The sequence below is a fragment of the Nonomuraea sp. NPDC049714 genome, assembly GCF_044465295.1.
GTDB lineage: Bacteria > Actinomycetota > Actinomycetes > Streptosporangiales > Streptosporangiaceae > Nonomuraea.
On the sequence record NZ_JBITLM010000008.1, the window covers coordinates 1 to 23,943 of the forward strand.

The window sequence follows — 23,943 nt, forward strand, 5'->3', positions numbered from 1 at the left end:
CGATGCTCCTTAGAAAGGAGGTGATCCAGCCGCACCTTCCGGTACGGCTACCTTGTTACGACTTCGTCCCAATCGCCAGCCCCACCTTCGACCGCTCCCCCCAGCAAGCTGGTTGGGCCACGGGCTTCGGGTGTTGCCGACTTTCGTGACGTGACGGGCGGTGTGTACAAGGCCCGGGAACGTATTCACCGCAGCGTTGCTGATCTGCGATTACTAGCGACTCCGACTTCATGGGGTCGAGTTGCAGACCCCAATCCGAACTGAGACCGGCTTTTAGGGATTCGCTCCACCTTACGGTTTAGCAGCCCTCTGTACCGGCCATTGTAGCATGTTTGCAGCCCAAGACATAAGGGGCATGATGACTTGACGTCATCCCCACCTTCCTCCGAGTTGACCCCGGCAGTCTCCCATGAGTCCCCAACCCTCCGAAGAGGTTGCTGGCAACATGGAACAAGGGTTGCGCTCGTTGCGGGACTTAACCCAACATCTCACGACACGAGCTGACGACAGCCATGCACCACCTGTCACCCAGTCCGAAGAGGCGCACATCTCTGCACGTTTCCGGGTGATGTCAAACCTTGGTAAGGTTCTTCGCGTTGCGTCGAATTAAGCAACATGCTCCGCCGCTTGTGCGGGCCCCCGTCAATTCCTTTGAGTTTTAGCCTTGCGGCCGTACTCCCCAGGCGGGGCGCTTAATGCGTTAGCTCCGGCACGGAGATCGTGGAAGATCCCCACACCTAGCGCCCAACGTTTACAGCGTGGACTACCAGGGTATCTAATCCTGTTCGCTCCCCACGCTTTCGCTCCTCAGCGTCAGGTAAGGCCCAGCAAGCCGCCTTCGCCACCGGTGTTCCTCCTGATATCTGCGCATTTCACCGCTACACCAGGAATTCCACTTGCCCCTACCTACCTCTAGCCGGCCCGTATCCACCGCAGACCCGCAGTTAAGCTGCGGGCTTTCACGGCAGACGCGACCAGCCACCTACGAGCTCTTTACGCCCAATAATTCCGGACAACGCTTGCGCCCTACGTATTACCGCGGCTGCTGGCACGTAGTTAGCCGGCGCTTCTTCTGCAGGTACACGTCAACTTCGTCCCTGCTGAAAGAGGTTTACAACCCGAAGGCCGTCATCCCCCACGCGGCGTCGCTGCGTCAGGCTTTCGCCCATTGCGCAATATTCCCCACTGCTGCCTCCCGTAGGAGTCTGGGCCGTGTCTCAGTCCCAGTGTGGCCGGTCGCCCTCTCAGGCCGGCTACCCGTCGTCGCCTTGGTAGGCCATTACCCCACCAACAAGCTGATAGGCCGCGAGTCCATCCCCAACCGAAAAACTTTCCACCACCACCAGATGCCTGGGGCGGTCATATCCGGTATTAGACCCAGTTTCCCGGGCTTATCCCAGAGTCAGGGGCAGGTTACTCACGTGTTACTCACCCGTTCGCCGCTCGAGTACCCCGAAGGGCCTTTCCGCTCGACTTGCATGTGTTAAGCACGCCGCCAGCGTTCGTCCTGAGCCAGGATCAAACTCTCCAAAAAATGCTTGGAATGGTTTCACCCGGCCAACATTCGCAAAAATGTCAACCAAAGGAATCCGTCATAAATGACGGGGTTGTGCATCATGCACTGGCTTTTAACACACTGTTGAGTTCTCAAGAAACGGACGCGTACATCCTCACCAGAAACCCTCTCGGGATCCTCGCTCGGAGGCGTTCATTTCGTCTTTGCTATGTCTTAATCCTGTCAGCCGTTTGAGTCTCTGTCAAATTGACCGGACTCGCTCGACCTGCAGGAATATCCGCTGCCCCGTTTCGGAGACAACCCCTCTAACTTACTCCAAAGTCTGACTCTTGTCGAATCGACTCCCCGTGGACGCGAAGATCCACGGACTGGATGGTGCTAGGGAGGTGTCCCCGAGTGAGGCCGACGATCAACGCCGTCCTCGTGGGACTGGTGAACTCTATGTACGGCTCCCGGAACCGTCAAATCGACGGTTTACCCGTCTGCGGCAGTGTCACTTCGGAGGCAGGGGTACGTACCCCGCGTGGAGCATCAATCCGTGCCGAGAACCCTCATCGTCCTGGTGGGACTCTCCGGTGCGGTGATCGTTCTCTTCGGGATCCGCGAAGTGGCGTCCATCGTCGGGCCGTTCGTGCTCGCGCTGGTGCTTGTCATCGCCGTGTCCCCGGTGCGCACCTGGCTGGCGGCCCGGCGGGCGCCGATCTGGGTGCAGGTCGCGCTGCCGTTCCTGATTCTCGTCATGGTGCTGCTCGCCATGGCGGGCGTGCTGACGATCTCGGCGGTGCAGCTCGGCTCGCTCGTCCCCACCTACACGCGGGAGTTTCAGGCGCTGCTCGTCGACGCGCAGAACTTCGCCGTCGCCCACGGCGTCAGCGTCGAGCAGCTCGACAGAGCGATCGAGAGCTTCGATCCCGAGCGGATCATCGGCATCGCGCAGAGCCTGCTCGGCAGCGTCATCGGGGTCTTCTCGGGGCTGTTCCTCATCGTCGTCCTGCTCCTGGCGATGTGCCTGGACGCGCCCGCCACGTCGAGGATCCTGTCCACCAGTGTGGACAGGAGGCCCGGGGTGGTGACCGCGCTGGACGTCTTCGCCCACAAGACGCGGCGCTATCTGATCGTCTCCACCATCTTCGGGCTGATCAGCGCGGTCCTCGACGTCCTGGCCCTCACGGTCATCGGCGTCCCGCTGCCGCTGCTGTGGGGAGTCCTGGCGCTGATCGCCAACTACATCCCCAACATCGGTTTCGTCCTCAGTCTGCTGCCGCCGGCGACCCTGGCCCTCCTGGACGGCGGCGTGCAGGAGATGGTCCTGGTGATCACCGCGTACACCGTCATCAACGTGGTCACACAGTCCTTCATCCTGCCCAAGTTCCTGGGGGACGCGGTGGGGCTGTCGACCACGATGACGTTCATCTCGCTCATCGTGTGGACCTTCGTGCTCGGTCCGCTGGGAGCCGTGCTGGCGATCCCCCTCAGCCTGCTCGCCAAGGCCCTCCTGATCGACAGCGATCCGGCGGCGAAGTGGGCCGCCGCGCTCGTCTCGAACAGGCCGCCGCCCGCCTGAACGGGCTACCCGCCCTGCAGCAGGTGGCGCAGCGTCACGCCGCTCAGCCGCTTGACGTCGTGTGACAGATGCGCCTGGTCCGCGTAGCCCGCCACCGCCGCGACCTCCGCCGCCGCGACGCCCGAGCGGGCCAGCCGCAACGCTCGCTGGAACCGGACGACGCGCTGCAGCGTCTTCGGCGCGTAGCCGAAGCCCGCCACGGTCCTGCGGTGCAGGTGGCGCTCGCTGAGCCCCAGCTCCCAGGCCACCTCCCGCACGCCCCGGCCGGCGCGGAGCGCGGTGAGGATGGCGGGCGCGGCCGGGTCGGGGCCGGGAATCTCACGCAGGCGGGCCGCAACCGCGGCCCGCAGGACGGGCAGCGGGTCGGCCCCCTCCGGATCGAGGTCCTGTACGTCCCACAGCCGGATCCCCGGCCCGGCCAGGGGCGGCAGGGCGCCGAGCGCTGCCAGGGGGACGCGCTGGTCGCGCAGGTCGGGGAGGGGGACGCCGAAGAACTCGCCCACCGCGCCCGGTTTGAAGCGGATGCCGGACAGCACGTCACCTGGGCGGATCCTGCTGGGGACCGGGCCGGTGTCGGGGCCGGCGACGAAGGGGCCGTCGGGGCCCCAGATCAGGTCGACGCAGCCGTCGGGCACCACCAGCTGGGTGCCCTCCCTCTCACCGACCCGCCGCCACAGGCAGGCGACCCGTCCGGCCAGAGCCGGCTCCGGCGCCCATTCCGCATACATGCCTCAAGGCTAGGCGGCGCCTACGACACTTAGCCGGGCAAGGGAGGGGTGAGCGGCGCTTACGGCACTCGGTCGGGCGAGCGGGGGTCTGTGGCGGTCAGGTCGGCAGGCGGCCGTATGCGCGCAGGGTCTTGAGGCGTCCTACCGTCAGGTAGCCGCCCCACTCGTGGGCCACGACCGGGGTCCACATGAGGAAGTTAGGGTGCCAGCCGCCATCCTCCGACTGGGCCGCCGGCAGGGCGTCCAGGTGGCGGTCGAGGACGTCGGCGTCGAACAGCGGCAGCCGCAGCGGCTCCGGCGCGAAGTCCAGCGGGAAGTGCGCCTCCCCCTCGGCGTCCGGGTCGAACGAGACGGTGGCCAGGATCCCGTCCTTCAGCCGGTCGAACTCGGCCAGCGCCCGTTCCCTGTCCGGGACCAGGTCAAGGAAGGTGACGACGGCGCGGGCCTCGTACGGTGTGATCTTGTCGATGGCGGCGACGGCGCGCCAGCAGAAGTCGGTGGCCGGCCCGAGCCAGGGGTGGGTGATGCCGTGCTTGTGCAGGAGTCCGGCGAGGGAGGCGGTGGGGATGAGGTGGCCCGGCGGGTCGTCGGCGGTCTCCCACCAGGGGGCCCTCGGGGTGTCGCGGACGCTGGGCAGCACGAACGGGACGCCGCCGTCCTCGGTCGTGACGCCGAGCAGGTAGTCGCAGGCGGCCGTCACCATCGGGTCGGAGAAGGCGTCCAGTTCGTCCAGGATCCAGAACGCCACCTCGACCGGCTCCGGCTGGCTGCCCGCGCCGCGCAGGTCGGGTTCGAGCGCGTTGCCGAAGCCCCCGTCGGAGTTCTGGTAGCAGCGCAGCGCGTCGAGCACCCGGTCCCGGGACCCGCCTGCGAACAGCGTCTCGAACCTGAGCCTGTCGATCAGCCGGGCGTGAAGCTGCAGGTAGGTGCCTGCTCGGTGAATAACGTCCATGGGGCGACGCTACTGGCACGGGCCCGGCGAAGCTTGTAGGAATCGGACGCGTCATGGGGCGGCCAGCGCCTCCGTGGGTGACATGCGGGCGGCGCGCACGGCCGGGTAGAAGCCGGCGAGGCCGCCGATGACGAGGGTGGCCACCACGCCGCCGGCCATCGCCCAGACGGGCACGATCGCGGGCCAGCCCTGCAGGCTCGCGTAGGCGGCGGTGACCGCGATGCCCAGCGCCACTCCGCCCACTCCCCCGATGGCCGACAGCAGCAGTGACTCGGCCAGGAACTGCAGCCTGATCTGGCCGCGGGTGGCGCCGAGCGAGCGGCGCAGGCCGATCTCGGCCCGCCGTTCCAGCACCGAGATCACCATCGTGTTGGCCACGCCGACGCCGCCGACCAGCAGGGCGACGCCGCCGAGGCCGAGCAGGAGGGCGTTGAGCGTGGCGTCGGCGGCCTGCTGGGCCGCCAGCGCGTCCGACGGCCTGGACACCTCGACCTCGTTGGGCGCCTCGGGGTTGGCGGTGGCGGCGAGCACGTCGCGCACCGCGGTCACGGACTCCTCCTCCGCCCGGGTGTAGATGGTGGTGGGGTAGCCGTCGAAGCCGAGCCGCTCCTCGGCGACGGGCCAGCCGACCAGGGCCGCGGTGTCGAGCTCCGGAGCGAGCGGCGCGGGGGCGAGCACGCCGACGACGGTGAACCACTGCCCGCCCAGCCAGACGCGCTGGTCGGGGCCCGCTCGGACGACGCCCAGCCGGTCGGCCGCCTTGGCGCCGAGCACAGTGGCCGGATAGCGGTGGGTGGCCTCGTTCAGCCAGGCGCCGCCGGCCAGCTGAACGCTCACCTCCCGCGGCAGGTCGAGCCGGGCGGCGAGGACGGAGATGCTGCCCGACTCGGCTTCGGGGATGTGGTCGTTGCGGTAGACCTTGGCCTGCGTGGCGCCGGTGGCGGTGACCGAGGTGACCGGGCCGATCTGGCCGATCATGCCTTCGGCCTCGCTCGGCAGGTGGGCGTCGTCGCCGAAGAGGGTCTGGCCAGGGGAGACCGAGAGCAGGTTCGTGCCGAGGGCCGCGAGCTGCCGGTTGAGGTCCTCCTGGCTGGAGGCGGAGATGCCGACGACGCCGATCATGGCGGCGATGCCGATGGCGATGCCGAGCGCCGACAGGAACACCCGCAGCGGCCTGGTCCGCAGGCCGGCGCCACCGACCCGGACGACGTCGCGGGGCCGCATCCGGGCGCTTTCCAGGACGGTCACAGCCTGGCCCCTTCCGCTACCCGGCCGTCGAGCATCTCCACCTGGCGGGGCAGCCGGGCGGCGATGTCGCGGTCGTGGGTGATGATGACGACGGTGGTGCCGGCGGCGTTGAGTTCGCGCAGCAGCTCCATCACTCCGGCGCCGGAGCGGGAGTCGAGGTTGCCGGTCGGCTCGTCGGCCAGCAGCAGGGGCGGGTCCGCGACGACGGCCCTGGCGATGGCCACCCGTTGCCGTTCGCCGCCGGACAGCTCGTGCGGGCGGTGGCCGAGCCGGTGCCCGAGGCCGACCCGCTCCAGCGCCTCGGCCGCCCGTTCGCGCCGCTCGCGCAGGGGCGGCCCGGTGTACAGCAGGCCGTCGGCCACGTTGTCCAGCGCGGACACCCCTGCTGCCAGGTGGAACTGCTGGAACACGAAGCCGATGACGTTCGCGCGCAACGCGGAGAGCTGCCTGTCGGTGAGCGCGCTCACGTCGTGCCCGGCGATGCGCACGGTGCCGCCGGACGGGCGGTCCAGGGTGCCCATCATGTTGAGCATGGTCGACTTGCCGGAGCCGGACGGGCCGACGATGCCGGCGAGCTCGCCGTACCGGATGGTCATGGAGGCGCCGCGCAGCGCGGCGACGTCGCCGTACACCTTGCTCACGTCCTCAAGCTCGACGATCACTTGGGCACCGCCACGGTGGCGCCCTCGTCGACGCCGGTGATCTCTACCTGGCCGTCGGCGAACATGCCGGTCTCGACCGCGGCGTAGGCGGTGACGCCACCCTGGACGACCTGGACGCCGTAGCCGCCCTCGGCCAGGGCGAGCAGTGCGCCGACGGGCACGGCGAGCACGTCTTCGCGCTGCCGGGAGACGATCGTGACGTCCACGGGGGCGGAGTCGAAGGACTGCCGAACGCCGCTCACCGAGAGCTCGACCTCGACCGTGGTGGCGGCCTCGTCCTCGCCGCCGGTCTCGGCGACCTTGCCGACCCGGGTGACCTTGCCGTTCACCTCGGTGCCGTCGGGCAGCTCGACGGTCGCCTTCATGCCCTTGCGCACCAGGTGGGCGTCGGCCACGTCGAGGTCGACGAGGACCTGACGGGTGGTGCCGGTCGCGGTGAGGACCGGGCCGCCGGCCGTGGCGCCGAGCGTGGTCTTGAGCTCGGCGACGCGGATCCGGCCGTCGGCGACGACCACGTCGGACGGGAGCACCTTGCCGGTGACCTGCACGCCGAGGTCGTCCTGCCAGTCCTCGACGGCCTCCCTGGTGGCCCAGGTGTAGGCGTCGTCCACGTCGAAGCCGGTGTAGCCGAGCTTGGCCAGGTTGCGTTCCAGCAGTTCGACGTCCTTGCCGCTGACGCCGTCCTCCAGGGTGCGGTAGAGCGGCATGGCGCCGTAGAGCAGGGGGCGGCGGTCGGCGTCGACGCTGTAGACGGCCCTGCCCCGGGTGATGGTGGCGCCTTCGGCGGGCAGCCAGGTGATCGTGCCCTGGGCCTTGGCGGCGATGGTCAGGGGCTCGCCGTAGCCGAGGGTGCCGTCGACGGTCTTGGTCTCGGTGAGTGTCGTCCTGGTCACCTGGGCGGTGGCCGGGGGCGTGCGAGTCGCGGTGGTCGGGCCCGTTCCTGTGCCCGTGCCGCCGACGCCGACGGCGGCGGCCGTGACCGCGGCGGCCAGCAGGGCGGCGCCGGTGGTCCAGGCGGCGACGCGCAGGGGGCTCCGGCGGCGTGGTGGCAGGGCGCGGCTCCGCAGATCGCTCTCCTCCTTGGTCTGGGTCACTTGCGCCCGCCTCTGAGGGGCGCCATGTCCCGGCAGGCCTCCAGGGCCTTCTGGAACGTGGGGTCGCCGGGCTTGATGCCGTTCCCGCCCTTGATCCGTACGCCGCCGCCGTCGGGGTCGGGGTCGGGCATGTCGACGCCGTTGTCGCGCATGCACCGCGCGAACTCGCGCATCTTCTCCTGGTCCTCTGGGGTCAGCTCCTTGCGGTCCTTGAAGGGGGCCAGGGACCGGCAGGCCTCCATCGCCTTCTTCATGTCCCCCTTTCCGGCGTCCTTCTTGGTCATGATCCGGACATTGCCGTTGGCGGGATCCGGGTCGGGCATGTCGATGCCGTTGTCGCGCATGCACTGGGCGAACTTCCTGCCCTGTTCCGCCGGGTCGGCGGAGGCGGTGGGCGAGGCGGAGGTCGTGGGCGTGCCGGAGGCCCGCGTCACCGAGGCGACGCCGGTGGTGCTCGGCTGGTTTCCGCAGGCCGCGACCAGGGTGATCAGCGCGGCGGCGAGTAATGCTCGTCTCATGCTCCCGACTGTGGCCGGGCCGCATCGGAGCCGGCTGGGAGCCGCCTAGGAGCCAGGTAGGAGGACGCGGAAGGTCGATCCCTCGCCGGGCCGTGAGTCGAGCTCGACCTCGCCGCCGTGGGCGTGCACGATGGCGGCCACGATGGCCAGGCCGAGTCCGGCGCCGCCGCTGCCTCGCGTTCTGCCCGGGTTGACCCGGTAGAGGCGGTCGAAGACGTGCGGTACGTGCTCGGGCGGCACGCCGGGGCCGGTGTCGGCGACCTCCAGCACGGCCATGCCCTGCCGCCTGCCCACGCGGACCGTGACGGAGGCGTCCGCGGGGGTGTGCGTGAGCGCGTTGCCGACCAGGTTGGCGGCCACCTGGCGCAGGCGGGCCTCGTCGCCCACGACGGAGACGGGGACGAGCGAGTCGTCGAAGCCGGCGAGCCGCACCTGCCGGTCGGGGACGCGGACGCGGGCGTCGCGGATCGACTCGGCCGCCACCTCCAGCAGGTCGACGGGCCGGCGGTCCAGCGGGCGCTCCTCGTCGAGCTGGGCCAGCGTCATCAGGTCGTTGACCAGGACCCCCATCCTGGAGGCCTCGTCCTCGATCCGGCCCATCATCTCGCCGGTGTCGGCGCCGCCTCTGCGGTAGAGCTCGGCGAAGCCGCGTACGGAGGTGAGCGGGGTGCGCAGCTCGTGGGAGGCGTCGGCCAGGAAGCGCCGCATCCGCGACTCGGAGGCGGTCCTGGCCGCGATCTCCGACTCGACGCGGTCGAGCATGACGTTCATCGCCGTGCCCAGGCGTCCCGCCTCGGTGTGCCCGTCGGGCGCGGGCACGCGGCTGGCGAAGTCACCGCGGGCGATGTGGCCCGCCGTACGTTCCATCCTGGTCAGCGGGCGCAGTCCGAGCCGTACCACGGCGTCGGCGGCCAGCCCGAGCAGGAGCAGCACCAGCGCGCTGACGGCGGTGGCGATGGCGACGTTGGAGGTCTGGGTCTGCTCGACCTCGGCCAGCGACTGCGCGAACACCCAGGTGGTGCCGTCGTCGGCGGGTGTGGCCAGGACGCGCCAGGAGGGGCCGTCGGAGCCGGCGACGGTGTACGGCGCGCCGTAGTGGACGTCGCCGAGCTCCGGGCCAGGGGCGTTGTGGCGCGGGAGGGCGCTGACGAGGTCGCCGTCCGGCCCGAAGACGTAGATCCGGATCACGGAGGCGAGGCGCTTCTCCAGCACGTTGCCCATCTCTCCGGGCGGCGGGAGTCCGGGCCGGATCGCCATGACCCGCTGACCGGACACCTTGGTCAGGCCGGTCAGCTGCTGGTCCACCCGCTGGACCATGGTGTCGCGGAGCAGCGTGATGCCGAACACGTTGACCAGCGTCAGCGCGAGCGTGGTGAGCCCGAGCATCGCCACGACCAGGCGGGCGCGCAGGGTCCAGGTGGAGGGCCTCACCGGGGGATCCTGAGCGTGTAGCCGACGCCGCGCACGGTGTGGATGAGCTGCGGCTCCACCTTGTCGATCTTCTTGCGCAGGTAGTAGACGTACGACTCGACGATGCTGGCGTCGCCGTCGAAGTCGTAGCGCCAGACGTTGTCGAGGATCTGCGCCTTGCTGACCACCCGGCCGGCGTTCGTGAGCAGGTATTCGAGCAGTTTGAACTCGGTCGGGGACAGGTCCACCGGCACGCCGCCGCGCCGTACCTCGTGGGCGGCCGCGTCCAGCTCCAGGTCGGCGTAGCGGATGACGTCCTCGCGCTGGGCGCCGCCGGCGCTGCGCCGCAGGATCGCGCGGATCCGCAGCACCACTTCTTCCAGGCTGAACGGCTTGGCCACGTAGTCGTCCGCGCCCAGCGAGAGCCCCTGGACGCGGTCCTCGACGGCGTCGCGCGCCGTCAGGAAGAGCACCGGCACGCGGTCGCCGAGCCGCCTGGCCACCTCGAACCCGTCGATGTCGTCCAGCATCACGTCGAGCACCACGATGTCGGGGGCGAAGTCCCGGGCCGCCGTCACCGCCTCGGCCCCGGTCTCGGCGGTCCTGACCTCGAAGGAGACCAGGCGCAGTGTCTGCGAGAGCAGCGCGCGGATGTTGGGTTCGTCGTCGACGACGAGCACCCTGGCCGGACGGTCCATGCCCCAAGGATTACCCCAGGCACCTCAATGCCGGCTCAAAGCGCTTTTATTCGGTTGCCACCGCCGGGAGCGCCCGCCTAGCGTCGGCGGCATGTGCACGTGCTTCTACGGCTTGTACGCGGTCCGCATCCGTCACGGCCGGCCTCTGGCCCGCCGGTGGACGCGATGACTGACTGAGCGCGTCCACCGGCGTGCCCGGGGCCCTTCGAGATCTCTATCGACTCGAGGACCCGGAAGGGCAGCTGTGGCGCAGAATTTCGCACACGGAAACTACTCACACACCCAGAAGAAGGTCACGGGCGGTCGTACGCCCCGCGACAGGACGAGACGGGAACTGTCGCAGAACTTCCTGGCCGACCCGCACGCGGTGGAGCTGGTGGTCAAGGCCGCCGGTCCCGAAGGGCTCGTGCTGGAGCCCGGCGCGGGCGAAGGCGTGCTGACCAGGGCGCTGGCCGGGGCCGGAGCCAGGGTGATCGGCTACGAGCTCGACCCGCGGCTGGCCGGCAGGCTGGCGTCGCTGACCCGCGACGATCCCCGGATCGACGTGGTGCGGGGCGACTTCACCACCGCCCGGCCGCCGCGTGAGCCGTTCGCGGTGGTGGGCAACATCCCCTACTCGATCACGTCGAAGATCGTGCGCTGGTGTCTGCGGGCGCCGGGGCTCACCTCGGCGACCCTGCTCACGCAGCGGGAGTACGCGCGCAAGAGGGCGGGCGACTACGGCCGCTGGAGCCTGGTGACCGTGGAGTCATGGCCGTGGTTCGACTGGCGGCTGGGCGACCGGATCGGCAGGGCGAGCTTCCGGCCCGTCCCGTCGGTCGACTCGGCGATCCTGCGCCTCCAGCGCCGGCCCGAGCCGCTGGTGCGGTCGGGCCGGGACTATCAGCGGCTGGTCGAGCTGGGGTTCAGTGGGGTGGGCGGGTCGCTGCGCGCCTCGCTGCGAACCCGCTACGACGGGGTGGACGCGGCGCTCGCCGCAGCGGGCGTGGCCCGCGACACGGTCGTGGGCCACGTCCGTCCCGATCAGTGGATCACGTTGTACGCCCGGCTGCACCGGTGAGGTGATCGCTCGCCGGGCCTGTCGTTTCGACGGGCTCGGCGAGCTCCGGCAGGGGCGGTTCGCGGCGGGCCCACGGCATCGCCAGGAACAGGACCGGCAGCAGCACGATCGACGCCCGCGACCAGTAGGTGTGCTGCAGGAACCAGCCGGCCTGGTCGTACTGCGTCATCCACACGTAGCCGTAGGCCGCCCAGAAGCAGGTGCCCAGGATGGCCGGCCAGGCGAACCTGGTGGGCCTGGCGATCAGGAACGGCATGAACCAGAGAAGGTACTGGGCGCCCAGGCGCGGCGTGACCACCATGAAGATCAGCAGGATGGCGAGCGTCATGTCGATCGGGTCGGCCCGCCGCCAGATCACCACCGCCGCGACGACGCAGAGGTAGATCAGGTAGGTGCCGACCTTGGCCAGCACCGGCTCCAGCGCCCAGTTGCCACCGGTGAACCAGGGAGTCCAGCCCCACTCGCCGACGATCGGCCTGATGTCCTGGATGACCCTGATGACCTCGGGGATCTGGCTGAGCGAGGTGCCCGCGAAGATCGGCAGCGTCACCAGGAAGAACAGCGGCACCACGCCCGTCACGAACAGCCCCACGATCCGGGCCCGCAGGTGCGGCAGGAGCAGCAGGAAGCCGGGGATCAGCCAGATCGGCCAGCTCTTCGCGCACAGCGCCAGGCCCATCAGCACTCCGGCGAGCGCGGCCCGCTTGAGGTCGGCGCGGTCGGTGGGGCCGGGTCGCAGTCCCTGGCGGAGCATGCCGAGCAGGGGGCGCGGCGCGGCTGCCCACCCGTTGGCGGTCAGGCTGCGGAAGAGGGCGACGACGTCGGTGCGGATGCCCGCCCGCTCCGGGGAGCCGGGCCCGCGCGCGACGACGAACGCGGCCACGCCGAAGACCAGCGCCACCGGCTCGACCTGGCCATGGATGGAGGCGACCAGCAACGCCAGCGGGTTGAGCGCGTACTGGAAGGCGCGCAGCGACGCTTTGGGGCCGCCCGCGAGCTTGGCCACCAGGGGGATCAGCACGATGTCGGCGACCACGGTGACCAACCGGCCGGCGAACTCCCACGGGATGCCGAGCCAGAGCAGGATGCCGTACACGTACGGGATCGTCGGCAGGAAGTGCCAGCCGCCCTCGCTGGCCAGGACCGGGTCCTCGCCGCGCAGCACCGCCTCGCCCGCCGGCTTGAAGCTGTGGATGAAGTCGACCGGCTGCCAGGAGTCGTCGGCCGCGGTGAACAGCAACAGCACCCGCAGGACGATGCCCACACAGATGGCGACGATCAGGGGCGGCCGCCAGTCTCGCCACTGGGCGATCAGGGCGAGGGCGATTCCGGTGACGAGGATGATCCCCGTGATGACTGCGTAATCCATGGCGGGATCTAGAGTGCCGTACAGAAAAGCATGGTGCTACCTGCACTTCTGAATTCTTATCCCCGACATGCGGTGCCTAAAGGCGTCAGATCATGACCGTCTGTGCTGAACTTTTCGCATGGGGGGATCGCTAGTCAACCAGGCGCTGGTCAGGCTCTACTTCGAGGTCCGTGAAGGGATACGGGACCCCGTCGCGGCCTGGGCGAAACTCACAGCGAATTCGGAGGTTTACCGCCAGGCGCGTGGCGGGCGGCGGGTTCCCCTCGATGACCACACCGCCGCCGAGCTGGCCGCGGCGGCGATCGTGCACACCGCCGCCGAGCACGGGGCCGACCAGGTGGCCGCGCTGGCGACCTCGCCGCTGGCCGGGCTGGTCGGCGGGATGGGCGGCGCGGTGCTGACCGAGCAGTCCAGCGCGCCCGCGCAGATCCTCGGCCCGAGCTTCCCCGGGCCGGCGACCGAGCACTGGGCGCAGGCGGCCTATGTGCTGCTGTGGGGGGAGAACAACCGGACCGTACGGGCGCCCGGCACGCCGTGGGTGATCGCCGGGCGCTACAAGGGGCAGAAGGTGGTGGCGATCGGGCCGCACCCGACGCGGCTGTCGGACGAGACGCTGGTGGTACGTCCGGGCGCCGACGGCGCGCTGGCCATGGCGGTCGGGCATGTGCTGCTCAAGGAGTTCTACCTGGACCGGCCCGCCTTCACCGAGCACGCGATGGAGTGGACCGATCTGCCGTTCCTGGTGCGGCTGCGCGAGCGCGGCGGCGTGCTCGTGCCCGGCGGGCTGCTCGGGCCGGCCGCCGACCGGCTGAGCCTGTACGGCGCGGACGGTTCGCAGGGGGCCGAGGTGCTGCTGCCGCGCTTCGACGACGGGCCCGGCGTGCTGCCCCGGGGCGTGCCCGCGGTCCGGGACGGCGAGCACCTGGTGACGACGGTGTTCGACCTGCTGCTGGCGACGTACGGGGTGGCCCGGCCGGGGCTGCCGGGCCGCTGGCCGTCCGGCTACGACGATCGCGCCGAGCCGTACACGCCCGGCTGGCAGGAGGCGTACACCGGGGTGGCCGCCTCGCGTGCGGTGAAGATCGCGCGGGAGCTGGGCGTGACGGCGGAGAAGACCCACGGGCGGTGCATGGTCGTGCCGGGGTGGCTGGACACGCCGCATGCCGACACCGCCTACCGGGCGATGCTGGCGCTGCTGGTGCTCACCGGCTGCCGGGACGGCTGGGCGCAGCCGTCGGCCGGGCCGGACATCCCGCTGGTGCCGTACCTGTGCCTGCACGCGTGCGGTGAGGACCGCGCCGACGTGGGGGCGCTGAGCTGGGCGCTCGGCGACGGGTTGTTCGAGCACCGGACCTCGCGGTCGGTGCTGCTGGAGGCGGTGCGCGACGGGCTGCCGATGGCGCCGCCGCCACGGGTGCTGGCCCTGCCGAGGTGGATTTACCCGCTGCCGCCCCAGGTGGACCTGCTCATCGGGCCGGACGAGCGGTGTGATCTGGCCCCGCCGGACGCGCGGCTGATCGCCGACGCGGTGGCCAAGCTCACCACCGGGCGCCTCGAACCGGCCGTCGCCGGCACCGAGCCGGGCGAGCGGCGGATGCGGCTGCTGATCGACCACGCCTGGATGCACGAGTACGGCGAGGCGCTGCCGGTCTACCGGCCGCCGGGCGCCGGCCTCCCGCTGAAACCCACCCACCTCGTGCGCATGCCGTGAGCCCGGGGCGGCCTCGCCACCACCCCGGGCCCGGTATCGGTATCGGTATCGGTCAGAAGCCCGCCGTGATCCTGGTGAACTCCCAGTCGGCCTGCGCGATGCCGCTGCAGTTGGAGACCACGCCGCCGCCGGGGCAGGGGCGGTCACGGTTGACGCCCCAGTAGGCGAGCCTGTTCAGGCCCCTGTCCTTCGCCCAGTTGACGATCTGGGTCCAGGTCTGCGGGGTGGTGAGCTCCTGCTGGTCGGACAGGCCGTTCATGCCGGAGATGCCCATGTGCGCGTACGCCTGCGCGTCGGACCAGCCGTAGGCGTTCTTCAGCGCGTTCTTCAGGCCTTCGGCGGCGTTGACGGTGTCGGTGTAGATGTTGGAGCTGCCGAAGTCGAACGGCATGATGGTGAAGTTGTCGATCGGCACGTTCAGCGCCCTGGCCTGGTTGATCAGGCGGACGCCGTGCGCGTTCGGGCCGGTCGTCGAGGTGCCGAAGGTGACGACCACCTTGACGTTCGGGTTGTTCTGCTTGACGATCTTGAGGCCGTTGAGGATGCGGTCCTGGACCGTGTAGTTCTCGAACTCGTCGGTGTTCTCGATGTCGAAGTCGACGACCGCGGGGCCGACGGCGTTGATGACCTGCTGCACGGCGCCGGCGAAGGCGGCCGGGGTGGAGCAGTTCGGGCCGAGCTTGTTGCCCTGCCAGCCGCCGAAGGAGATCTGGACGCTGCCGCCCTTGGACTTGATCGTGTTGATCGCCTGCGCGTCGGCGCCGCCGGTCAGCGGGCGCTGGCCGTCCCAGGCCGGGTTGCAGCCGCCGCTGGACAGGATGAACGCCATGGTGAACGACTTGATGCCGGTGGCGTCCATGACCGTGCCCGGGTTGGGCGGGTTGCCCCAGCCCATCCAGAGGTACGGCGCGCCGGGCATCCTGGACGGGTTCGGGCCGGGGTCGGGGCCGCCGCCTTCGGAGGTCCTGGCGGTGACGGTGTTGCTCGTGCCCGACAGGTTGCCGGCGGCGTCGCGGGCCCTGACCGTGTAGGTGTAGCTGGTGTTCGCCGCGCGGCCGGTGTCGGTGTAGGAGGTGCCGGAGACGGTGGTCACCAGGGTCGAGCCCCGGTAGACGTTGTAGCCGGTGACGCCCACGTTGTCGGTGGCGGCGTTCCAGGCCAGGGAGACGCTGGTCGCGGTGACGCCGGTCGAGCGGAGGTTGCCCGGCACGGAGGGGGCGCTGGTGTCGGGACCGCCGCCGCCGGAGACGACCTTCCACAGGGCGGGCACGACGTTCGGCTCCCAGCCGGGCTGGGAGGTGTGGCTCTGCAGGCACTCGTAGTCGACGCCGTTGTGGGTGACGCGGGTGCCGACCGTGTACGGGGTCCATGCCGCCCAGGCGGGGGCGGCGACGACCGCCGCGCCGTAGGCCGCTGGGGCGATGGTGGCGAGGCCGGAGACGGTCAGGGCGAGGGAGGCGAGTAAGGCAAGGAACATGCGACGAAATTTCATGACATTCCCTGGAGGTGCGGCTTGACGGTCCTGGAGAAGTTCCAGTTGTTGCTGGCGTCCCAGTTGATGGACCACGTCATCGCGCCGCGGATGCCCGGATAGGCGCGCGGCGGCGTGAAGGTCCCGCAGCGGGTACGCGTGGCCAGGCAGTCCAGCGCCTGGTTGACCAGGGCGGGCGCGACGACTCCGCCACCGGCCGCCCCCGGCCCGGCGGGCAGGCCCAGGGCCACCTGGTCGGGACGCAGGCCGTTCTCCAGCTGGATGCAGGCCAGCGCGGTCATGAAGTCGACCGAGCCCTGCGAGTACGCCCACTGCCGGTCGCAGCCGAGCATCGAGCCGGAGTTGTAGAACTGCATGTGGACGACGGTGAGGATGTCCTTGATGCTCAGCGCGAGCTTGAAGTACTCCATCTGCGGCGACTGCATGTCGATGGTCTGCGGCGCCATCGTGATGATCAGGTCGGCGCCCGCCTTGGCGCGCAGCGATCTGAGCGCCTGGGCCATGTAGGTGGCGTTGAGCCCGTTCTCCAGGTCGATGTCGACGCCGTCGAAGCCGTAGCTCCGCATGAGCGCGTGCACCGTGTCGGCGAACCTGGTCGCGGCCGCGGCGTCGGCCACCTGGACCCGGCCGGTCTCACCGCCGACGGACAGGATGACCTTCTTGCCTCGCTGGTGCAGCGCCTGCACGTCGGCCCTGAACTGGGCGTCGGTGTAGCCGCCGAGCGCGCTCGACAGCCCGGCGTCGACGCCGAAGACGACCTCGCCCGGCGTCGCGGTGGCCTCGCCGAACGCGATCGCGATCAGGTCGTAGTCGTTGGGCACCGCCGAGAGCTTCAGCTCGGTCGCCTGGTTGACGAAGTTGTGCCAGTAGCCGGTGAGGAAGTGCGCGGGCAGATCCCCGCCGGGCTCGCCCGGGTCGCAGCCGGTGGTGGTCGCGGTCACCGGGTCACTGGCGGGCGACTCCCCTGCCGTGTTGTAGGCCCTGACCGTGTAGGTGTGGGTCTCGCAGGCGCCGAGGCCGCCGATGGTCGAGCCGGTGGAGCTGACCGTGGCCTTGACGGCCGTGCCCTCGTAGACCCGGTAGCCGGTGACGGTGCCGCCGGAGGCTCCCCAGGACAGGGCGATGGCGCTGTCGGTGGGGTTCGCCGTCACGGCGCCCGGCTTGCCCGGGACGCCGGGCTCGGGGTCGGAGCCGCCGTCGCAGGACGCGCCGTTCAGCGTGCAGTTGGAGATGCCGGGGAAGTTGCCGGGGCTGCCGTTGAAGCCGAAGCTGACGCTGGCTCCCGGCGCCAGGGCGGACGCCCAGCTCGGATTGGTGAACGTGTGCTGCCTACCGTCCTTGGTCAGTACGGCGTCCCAGGCGGAGGGGATCGTGAAACCGGACGGGATGTCGAACCGTACGGTCCAGCCGTTCATCGGGGTGGACGTGCCGTTGGTGACGGTGACCTTGCCTTCGAAGCCGGTGCCCCAGTCGGAGACCTTGACGAAGGTGGCGGAGGCCGAGGCGGCGTGGGCGGGGAGCGCGATGAGGCTGAGGGCGAGGGTCGCGAGCGATACTAAGATCACGCGAACTTTCACATTTCATCCTTCTTGCTGGCGTACCGTACGGCTTGCGCCTGGGGGGTAGAGCGCAAGCCGCACGGCACGGCCCGCGGGAGGCGACGCGGGCGCTTGGGGGGTCAGCAGGAGCCGGGTTCCGGGGGAATCCGGCAAGATTCTGTTAGGAAAGTTTCCTAAGAGTTGTCGCGATCGTAGCCTTGACAAGGGTTCCTTACAAGACCCAATAAAAGGCCCCGCCGTATTGATCACGGCGGGGCATTGGATGTCAGGGTTGCTGGGTGATGCGTACGTCGTCGACGCCGGCCTCGACGAGTGAGGCGCCTGACGCGTCGGCGGCCTCGACGAGGACGCGCACCGTCTGGCCGGCGAAGGCGCTCAGGTCGGCCGTGGCCACGCTCCAGGCGCCGTTGCGGTTGGTGGCGGCGCCCGCCTGCTGGAAGACGGTGGTCGTGGTCGAACCCACCACCTTGACCCTGAAGTAGTCCGCGCTGGAGGCGTTCGAGCCGTGCGCGAGGTACCACGACAGCGACAGGGTGAGGTCGCCGGAGGCGGGCAGGGCGATCGGCGGCGACTGGATCGAGGTGACGCCGCCGTCGATGTCGTACGTGCCGGCCGAACTGCCCGCCAGCCGGCCGGTCACCAGGTCGTTGGCGCCGCTGACCGTGGTGCCGAGCTGCTTGGCCCCGGAGGAGGAGGTGGCCGCGGGATCGCCGCGCTCCCACTGCCCCGCCGTGGCCGTGTCGGTGCCGTTCGGGTCGGTCGTCCAGCCGGTGGCGGTCTCGAAGGTGTCGGAGTGGACCGTCACCGGCGGGGTGCCCGTGCCGCAGTACTGCGACTCCTTACCGATGATCCGGTAGACGCAGTCGGAGTATTCCAGGAAGCGGAGCACGGCCTCCCTGTTGCGGGTCGTCTGGGGGACGATCTGCTCGTCCGGCGGGTAGAAGCCGGGGTTGGAGCTGGCCGGGTACATCTCGAAGGTGTAGCTGAAGATCTTGTACGTGCCCCACAGCCAGTCGTCGATGGTGCCGTCGGTGATGTAGAGGTCGCTGGCCTGCTGGGGGGTGTAGTCGTTGGTCGTGGCCATGTTCTGGCCGAGCGTGGCGTGCGCGTCCCGGTCGTCCTGCGTCAGGCCCGGCCCGGTGTCGTCGAAGGTGTAGCCGTACGGCCAGAGGATGAGCTGGCTGTAGGTGTGCCAGTCGATGTGCGCCTTGAGCTGCTGCACGCCGCCGACGACCCGGCCGCGCACCCAGTCCGCCGCGGCCTTGACCTCGGGCGCCGACTCGGCGGCCGTGCCCCGGTAGGTCTCGCTGGAGGGCGACCCGGAGGAGCCGCCGCAGCAGCCCCAGTTGTAGCCCCAGTTGCGGTTCATGTCCGTGCCGACGGCCGACGAGCCGCTGTTCGGCTGCCGGTTCTTCCGCCAGGACCGGTAGCTGCCGGTGGCGATGTCGTACTCCCCGCCGTCGGGGTTGAGGTCCGGCATGATCCAGATCTCCCTGGTGTTCACCAGGTCCGTGATCCGGGTGTCGGTGCCGTGGCCGTCGGTGAGCAGGTCCATGAGGTAGAGGGCCATCTCGACCGTGAGATGCTCGCGGGCGTGCTGGTGGGCGGTGAACAGCACCTCCGTCTCCGCCTCGTCCGTCCCCACGTTGTCGCTGATCTTGACGCCGATGAGCGGCCTGCCCTCGTGGGAGGAACCGTAGGTGAACTTCTGGGCGATCGCCGGATGATCGGCGACCACGTCGTCCACGTACGCGGTCATCTCCGCGTAGTTGTGATAGCCCGAGTCCGCCGGCGGGAAGTCAGCTGCCACGGCAGCTGACGGGGGTAACGGGCGCGGCACCTCCGTGACCCGGTAGCCGAGCCGCTCGATCGCGGCGACCTCGGCTTCCGTGGCGGTGATCAGGACCGAGTCCTGTGTCACCTCGTCGATGGCGGCGCCGGTCGACGCGACGGCGCTGCGTTCCCGCGCGTCGGCCGGGCCCTGCACGCGGTACTGCTTGTTGGCCGGCGGCTCAGCGGTGGCCCCCGCCCCGGTCATGCCGGTCAGGCAGATGAGTCCCAGGACGGCCAGCAGGATGACTAATCGGCGTTTCACCATGTCCTCCCAGGCACGCGGGCTTGGTGTTTACGCGCGCCTGCACTGAGAGTGAAGAGGACCGGCCAACTAGGAAAGACCCAAATATCGGCGGTACCGTGACATGTCACCACGGGCAAGCTGGAGCGAGACCACATGTTCTTCGGAATCACCGACATCTGGACCTACGTCATCGGCGCCTTCCTGATCATCCTCCTGCCTGGCCCCAACTCCGTGTACGTCCTGGCCCTGTCCGCGCAGCGCGGGGTCCGCCAGGGGTACCGGGCCGCCGCGGGGGTGTTCGTCGGCGACACCGTGCTGATGGCGCTGGCCGCCGCGGGCGCCGCGTCGCTCCTGCGGTCGAATCCGGTGCTGTTCGCGATCGTGAAGTACGCCGGCGCGGCCTATCTGGCCTGGATCGGCTTCCAGATGCTGCGCGGCGCCTGGCAGGCCTGGCGGGCGCGGCCCGAGGGCGAGCTCGGCCAGGTGGCCGCCGCGGCGGTGATGGAGTCCGATCGGCCCGGGCCCAAGGCGGTGCGGCCGTTCCGCAAGGCGTTGACGATCAGCCTGCTCAACCCGAAGGCGATCCTGTTCTTCGTCTCGTTCTTCATCCAGTTCGTGGATCCCGGTTACGCCGCGCCGGCGCTGTCGTTCCTCATCCTGGGGGCGATCATCCAGGTCTTCAGCATCCTCTACCTGTCCGCGCTGATCTTCGGCGGGAGCTTCCTGGCCGCTCAGTTCCGCACCCGCAGGCGGCTGAGCGCGGGGCTGACCTCGGGGGTGGGCGCGCTGTTCCTGGGATTCGGGGCGAAGCTGGCCACCACCTCACTGGGCTGACCAGAAAGGTATACCGGGCCCTGACCTGGGCGAACGCGTAGGAGAAGGCCGTCTCCGCCTGCTGAACGTGCCGAAAGACGCAGTCACCGCTCAGACGGTCAGGTACGGTAAGCCACCGGAAAGCGACCGGCAACCACCCGATGCGATCGTCGGGGCCTCAAGGTGGCCGCCAGGTGATGTCGAGCGGCCCATCTGGTAAGCCTGCCAGCCCGGCGCCCGGGTAGTGCCCGGCCGTCGGCCTATCTGCGGAGCGATCCATGACCCACCCACCAGTCACCCTGCCCCGGCTCACCGCCCTGGCCCGGCAGGCGGCGCCGAGACTGCTCGAAGCGGTCGTGGCGCCGATGGCGGTGTTCTATCTCGCGATGGTGGTGCTGGGTCTGAAGTGGGCGCTGATCCTGACCTGCGCGTGGGTGTACGGCGGGGTGGCCTGGCGGTTGATCAGGCGGATCCCGGTGCCGGCGACGATGCTGCTGGCCGCGGCGGCGATCACCCTGCGCACCATCGTGGGGCTGTGGACGGGCACCTGGATGTGGTACTTCATCCAGCCGGAGCTGGGCACGATCTGCATCAGCATGGCCTTCCTCGCCTCGGTGCGGCTGAACAGGCCGCTCGTGCAGAAGCTGACGCTCGACTACATCCATCTGCCGAACGCGGTGCTCAAGCACGAGCGGGTGCGCAGGTTCTTCGCCAGGATCACGCTGTTGTGGGCGTTCGTGCTGCTGGCGAACTCGACGTTGAGCATCGCCCTCGCGGTGTACGAGTCGCTCGCCGGCTCACTCGGCGGGTACATGCTGCTGCGCACCTCGGCGGTGGCCGTGATAAGCGGCCTGGCGATCACCATCTCCATCTTCGGCTTCAAGCGGCTGCTGCGCAGGCTGCACGTCACCCACGCCGGAGAGACCGCCTGAGAGCCCGCCTGAGAGCGCGCCGGAGCGCTCGGCCAGCAGGAACGCCCCGCACATGCCCATCACCAGCCCGGTCAGCATGCCGAACAGCGCCACGAAGTCGGGCCCGCCGAGGGTGTGCGCGCCGAGCGGCCCCGCGGCGAAGGTGACGATCATCGCGTAAAGGCCCCAGCCGAACAGCGCGCCGGAGCCGAGCCAGCCCACGACCAGCGGCCGCCAGAACGGCCCGCGCCCGCGCGCCCGCACCAGGACCACCAGCGCGGCACCGGCGGCGATGGCCATCAGACCCTGCACCGCCTCCCTCATGCCCCCGACCGGGGTCATCGCGGCGGCGGTCTCCCCGGGCAGTCCCGCCGTGCCGCCCAGCGCCCAGTACAGGCGGGTGCCGCCGACGATCCCGGCCACCAGCAGCGATCCCCAGCCCACGACGCGCTGGAAGGGCCGGGTGAGCGAGGTGTACGGGTGCCCGATGGAGGTGGTGAAGACGCTGGTCCAGCGGTCGCGGGCGTAGAGGGCGAACGCCGTCATGAGACCGGCGCCCTGCCCGATGAAGCCGGTGTAGACGGCCAGGTAGACCCACGGCTCGATCGGGCCGCCGGTGTCGAACACGGACACGCCCGCCATGATCACGCTCAGCGGCGCGGTCACCATCACCACCGACAGCAGCCCGGCGCCCACCCACAGCGGCAGCAGCACCAGCCAGGCGGGCAGCCGCATCCCCCACCGCATGGTGAACGCCAGCGCCAGGACCAGCGCGATCGCGTCCATGACGAAGGTGAGCGTGTTCATCCCCATCATGACCGAGCCGCTCATCAGCTCCGGGTCGGTGATGCCCAGGGAACTGCCCGTCAGCCAGAGCATCTTGAGCGTGAGGTAGGGCAGCATGGCGGCGATGGCCACGATCGCCGCGGTGATCCGGCCGATTCCGGCCTTCTTCTCGTTCATGCTCCGAGCCTGCTCCGAGCGGCGTCGCCCGGCCTCCCGCGCCGAGGGGATCCGCCTCCCCCGCCAGGGGGAGACACGCCAGGGGGAGACACGTCAGGGCAGGTCGACGGCCAGCTCGAACCCGTCCGCCGTGGGAGCCGCCGCCAGCGTGCCGCCTTCGCGCCGTACCCGCTCGCGCAGGCCCGCCAGCCCGAGACCGCCGGAACCGACCGCCGACCGGGAGCGGGTGGCCGGGCCGTTGGCGACGACGACGCGGCCCGGCGCGACGGTGACCGTGACCTCGGCGCCCGGCGCGTGCTTGGCCGCGTTGGTGAGCCCCTCCTGGACCACGGCGTGCGCCAGGGCGGGCACCGGCTCGGCCAGGCGCAGGGCGATCGTCATGCCGGAGGCGCGGGCCCGGCCGACCAGCGCGGCCACGTCCTCGCGCGCCGGGGACAGCGGCGCCGCCTCGGCCTCGTCGCGGAGCACGCCGATGATCTGGTGCAGCCGCTCGGTGGCGTCCGCCGCGGCCAGCCGCAGCTCGCCCGCCGCCCTGACCTGAGCGGGATCCAGGCTGGGCGCCATCTCCAGCCCGGCGGCCCGGACCGCGATGAGGGCCAGGTCGTGGCCGAGGGAGTCGTGCATGTCCCGGGCGATCCTGGCCCGCTCGCGCAGCCTCGCCTGCGCCTCGGCCGACGACCTCGCCTGCTCCCGCTGCTGCAGCAGCCTGCCGCGGAGCAGGCCGAGAAGGTACGGCACCGCGTACGTGCCCAGCAGGCCGGTGGTCATGGTGGTCCACAGGCCGACCGTGCCGCCCTGCGACAGCACCAGGCCCACGCCGACGGCGGAGAGCACGAAGGCCAGCGCCAGGGCGGGCAGGAACCGGGGCAGCCGCCGGCCCGTGAGGTAGGCGTACCAGATGACGAACGGCGAGGTCGCGACGAACGGGAAGATCTTCACGTAGCCGCCGGACGGTGCGATCCACGTCAGGTCCGAGGTGGCGAGGCCTACGGTGAAGTCCCACGGGCCGAGCGGCAGCAGCAGCGCCACCGCCGCGAGCGGCCACGCCCGACCGGCCAGCACGGCCAGCCCGGCCAGCACGACGCGCGGCACGGTGATCCCCGCGAAGGCCATCGGCTGCTCGAACGGATCGGGGCCCATGGCCGACACCGCGATGGACAGCAGGCACCACAGCAGCACGTCCTGGGCCACCTGGCGTCGGCTCGCTCGGCGCGGAAGTCTCACGTCGACGACGGTATAGGCCCCCGCCCGCGTCCCGGCACGGCCGATCGTCCACCGCCGGCCCTGACGAAAGGAAGGGTGGTGACCGTGTCACCGCCGGGGTGGGGCTGGCCCTACCTCAAAGGCGGATACCCGCACTGCTGTGCCGGGGCGCCGCGACCGGTTGGATCGAAGAGTGTCACCGGGGGCCGCGCATCCGCCCCTGACGAAAGTCGGGGGTGGCGCCTACCGATCGACCGATGTGCCATGACCTGCGGGGATTGAGGCTTGGGACCGTACGACCCCTGCCCCCGGTAAGGGACAGGTCCTCGTTCGATCGGGGAGATCCCCGATGTCTCATGGCCCTCCTCACCGCCAGGCTGAGTAGGCGCCCCAAC

At 70.2% G+C, this 23,943-nt stretch carries 18 protein-coding genes and 1 rRNA gene; 5 read left to right on the top strand and 14 right to left on the bottom strand.

Annotation, left to right across the window (positions count from 1 at the left end; translation table 11 throughout):
- Window positions 1–13: 13 nt before the first annotated feature.
- Window positions 14–1,534: ribosomal RNA gene (locus ACIBQX_RS28710) — 16S ribosomal RNA — on the bottom strand.
- Window positions 1,535–2,054: 520 nt separating this feature from the next.
- Between ACIBQX_RS28710 and ACIBQX_RS28715 the strand changes: the two genes are divergently transcribed.
- On the top strand, window positions 2,055–3,080 hold the full coding sequence (locus ACIBQX_RS28715) for an AI-2E family transporter (protein WP_397009824.1): 1,026 nt from the start codon (window positions 2,055–2,057) through the stop codon (window positions 3,078–3,080).
- Window positions 3,081–3,085: 5 nt separating this feature from the next.
- On the opposite strand, the gene ACIBQX_RS28720 is transcribed toward ACIBQX_RS28715, so the two are convergent.
- The 8 genes from ACIBQX_RS28720 to ACIBQX_RS28755 form a co-directional block, all read right to left on the bottom strand.
- Window positions 3,086–3,808: a DUF6597 domain-containing transcriptional factor gene (locus ACIBQX_RS28720; protein ID WP_397009826.1), complete on the bottom strand. Its 723-nt coding sequence runs from the start codon at window positions 3,806–3,808 to the stop codon at window positions 3,086–3,088.
- A gap of 97 nt (window positions 3,809–3,905) precedes the next feature.
- On the bottom strand, window positions 3,906–4,760 hold the full coding sequence (locus ACIBQX_RS28725; RefSeq protein WP_397009828.1) for a hypothetical protein: 855 nt from the start codon (window positions 4,758–4,760) through the stop codon (window positions 3,906–3,908).
- A gap of 51 nt (window positions 4,761–4,811) precedes the next feature.
- On the bottom strand, window positions 4,812–5,984 hold the full coding sequence (locus tag ACIBQX_RS28730) for an ABC transporter permease (protein ID WP_397010714.1): 1,173 nt from the start codon (window positions 5,982–5,984) through the stop codon (window positions 4,812–4,814).
- Between the two features lie 20 nt (window positions 5,985–6,004).
- Window positions 6,005–6,667 carry an ABC transporter ATP-binding protein gene (locus ACIBQX_RS28735; protein WP_397010716.1) on the bottom strand — a complete coding sequence of 221 codons (663 nt, stop codon included), beginning with the start codon at window positions 6,665–6,667 and terminating at the stop codon, window positions 6,005–6,007.
- Window positions 6,667–7,764, bottom strand: coding sequence for a peptidoglycan-binding protein (locus ACIBQX_RS28740; protein WP_397009830.1), 1,098 nt, complete (start codon window positions 7,762–7,764; stop codon window positions 6,667–6,669). The genes ACIBQX_RS28735 and ACIBQX_RS28740 overlap by 1 nt, the downstream gene beginning before the upstream one ends.
- Window positions 7,761–8,282 carry a hypothetical protein gene (locus ACIBQX_RS28745; RefSeq protein ID WP_397009832.1) on the bottom strand — a complete coding sequence of 174 codons (522 nt, stop codon included), beginning with the start codon at window positions 8,280–8,282 and terminating at the stop codon, window positions 7,761–7,763. Before ACIBQX_RS28745 ends, ACIBQX_RS28740 begins: the two co-directional genes overlap by 4 nt.
- A gap of 45 nt (window positions 8,283–8,327) precedes the next feature.
- Window positions 8,328–9,713, bottom strand: coding sequence for a sensor histidine kinase (locus ACIBQX_RS28750; protein WP_397009834.1), 1,386 nt, complete (start codon window positions 9,711–9,713; stop codon window positions 8,328–8,330).
- A complete protein-coding gene (locus ACIBQX_RS28755; RefSeq protein ID WP_397009836.1) occupies window positions 9,710–10,390 on the bottom strand; it encodes a response regulator transcription factor in 681 nt (226 codons plus the stop codon). Before ACIBQX_RS28755 ends, ACIBQX_RS28750 begins: the two co-directional genes overlap by 4 nt.
- Before the next feature lie 334 nt (window positions 10,391–10,724).
- On the opposite strand from ACIBQX_RS28755, the gene erm reads away from it, so the two are divergent.
- Window positions 10,725–11,450: an ErmE/ErmH/ErmO/ErmR family 23S rRNA (adenine(2058)-N(6))-methyltransferase gene (gene erm, locus ACIBQX_RS28760; protein ID WP_397010718.1), complete on the top strand. Its 726-nt coding sequence runs from the start codon at window positions 10,725–10,727 to the stop codon at window positions 11,448–11,450.
- Here erm and ACIBQX_RS28765 read toward each other — a convergent pair.
- Window positions 11,422–12,819: a hypothetical protein gene (locus ACIBQX_RS28765; RefSeq protein ID WP_397009838.1), complete on the bottom strand. Its 1,398-nt coding sequence runs from the start codon at window positions 12,817–12,819 to the stop codon at window positions 11,422–11,424. The two genes, erm and ACIBQX_RS28765, sit on opposite strands and share 29 nt — an antisense overlap.
- Before the next feature lie 118 nt (window positions 12,820–12,937).
- On the opposite strand from ACIBQX_RS28765, the gene ACIBQX_RS28770 reads away from it, so the two are divergent.
- A complete protein-coding gene (locus tag ACIBQX_RS28770) occupies window positions 12,938–14,530 on the top strand; it encodes a molybdopterin-dependent oxidoreductase (RefSeq protein ID WP_397009840.1) in 1,593 nt (530 codons plus the stop codon).
- A 52-nt stretch (window positions 14,531–14,582) separates the two neighbouring features.
- On the opposite strand, the gene ACIBQX_RS28775 is transcribed toward ACIBQX_RS28770, so the two are convergent.
- The 3 genes from ACIBQX_RS28775 to ACIBQX_RS28785 form a co-directional block, all read right to left on the bottom strand.
- Complete coding sequence (locus ACIBQX_RS28775) at window positions 14,583–16,007, bottom strand: carbohydrate-binding protein (protein ID WP_397009842.1); 1,425 nt, start codon at window positions 16,005–16,007, stop codon at window positions 14,583–14,585.
- An 11-nt stretch (window positions 16,008–16,018) separates the two neighbouring features.
- Complete coding sequence (locus ACIBQX_RS28780; RefSeq protein WP_397009844.1) at window positions 16,019–17,599, bottom strand: chitinase; 1,581 nt, start codon at window positions 17,597–17,599, stop codon at window positions 16,019–16,021.
- A 247-nt stretch (window positions 17,600–17,846) separates the two neighbouring features.
- Window positions 17,847–19,676, bottom strand: a complete 1,830-nt coding sequence (locus ACIBQX_RS28785) for a M14 family zinc carboxypeptidase (protein WP_397009846.1) — start codon at window positions 19,674–19,676, stop codon at window positions 17,847–17,849.
- 135 nt (window positions 19,677–19,811) lie between these two features.
- Between ACIBQX_RS28785 and leuE the strand changes: the two genes are divergently transcribed.
- Complete coding sequence (leuE, locus tag ACIBQX_RS28790; RefSeq protein ID WP_397009848.1) at window positions 19,812–20,492, top strand: leucine efflux protein LeuE; 681 nt, start codon at window positions 19,812–19,814, stop codon at window positions 20,490–20,492.
- A gap of 257 nt (window positions 20,493–20,749) precedes the next feature.
- Window positions 20,750–21,403, top strand: a complete 654-nt coding sequence (locus tag ACIBQX_RS28795; protein WP_397009850.1) for a VC0807 family protein — start codon at window positions 20,750–20,752, stop codon at window positions 21,401–21,403.
- A 1,035-nt stretch (window positions 21,404–22,438) separates the two neighbouring features.
- On the opposite strand, the gene ACIBQX_RS28800 is transcribed toward ACIBQX_RS28795, so the two are convergent.
- Window positions 22,439–23,569, bottom strand: coding sequence for a sensor histidine kinase (locus tag ACIBQX_RS28800; RefSeq protein WP_397009852.1), 1,131 nt, complete (start codon window positions 23,567–23,569; stop codon window positions 22,439–22,441).
- Window positions 23,570–23,943: the final 374 nt, after the last annotated feature.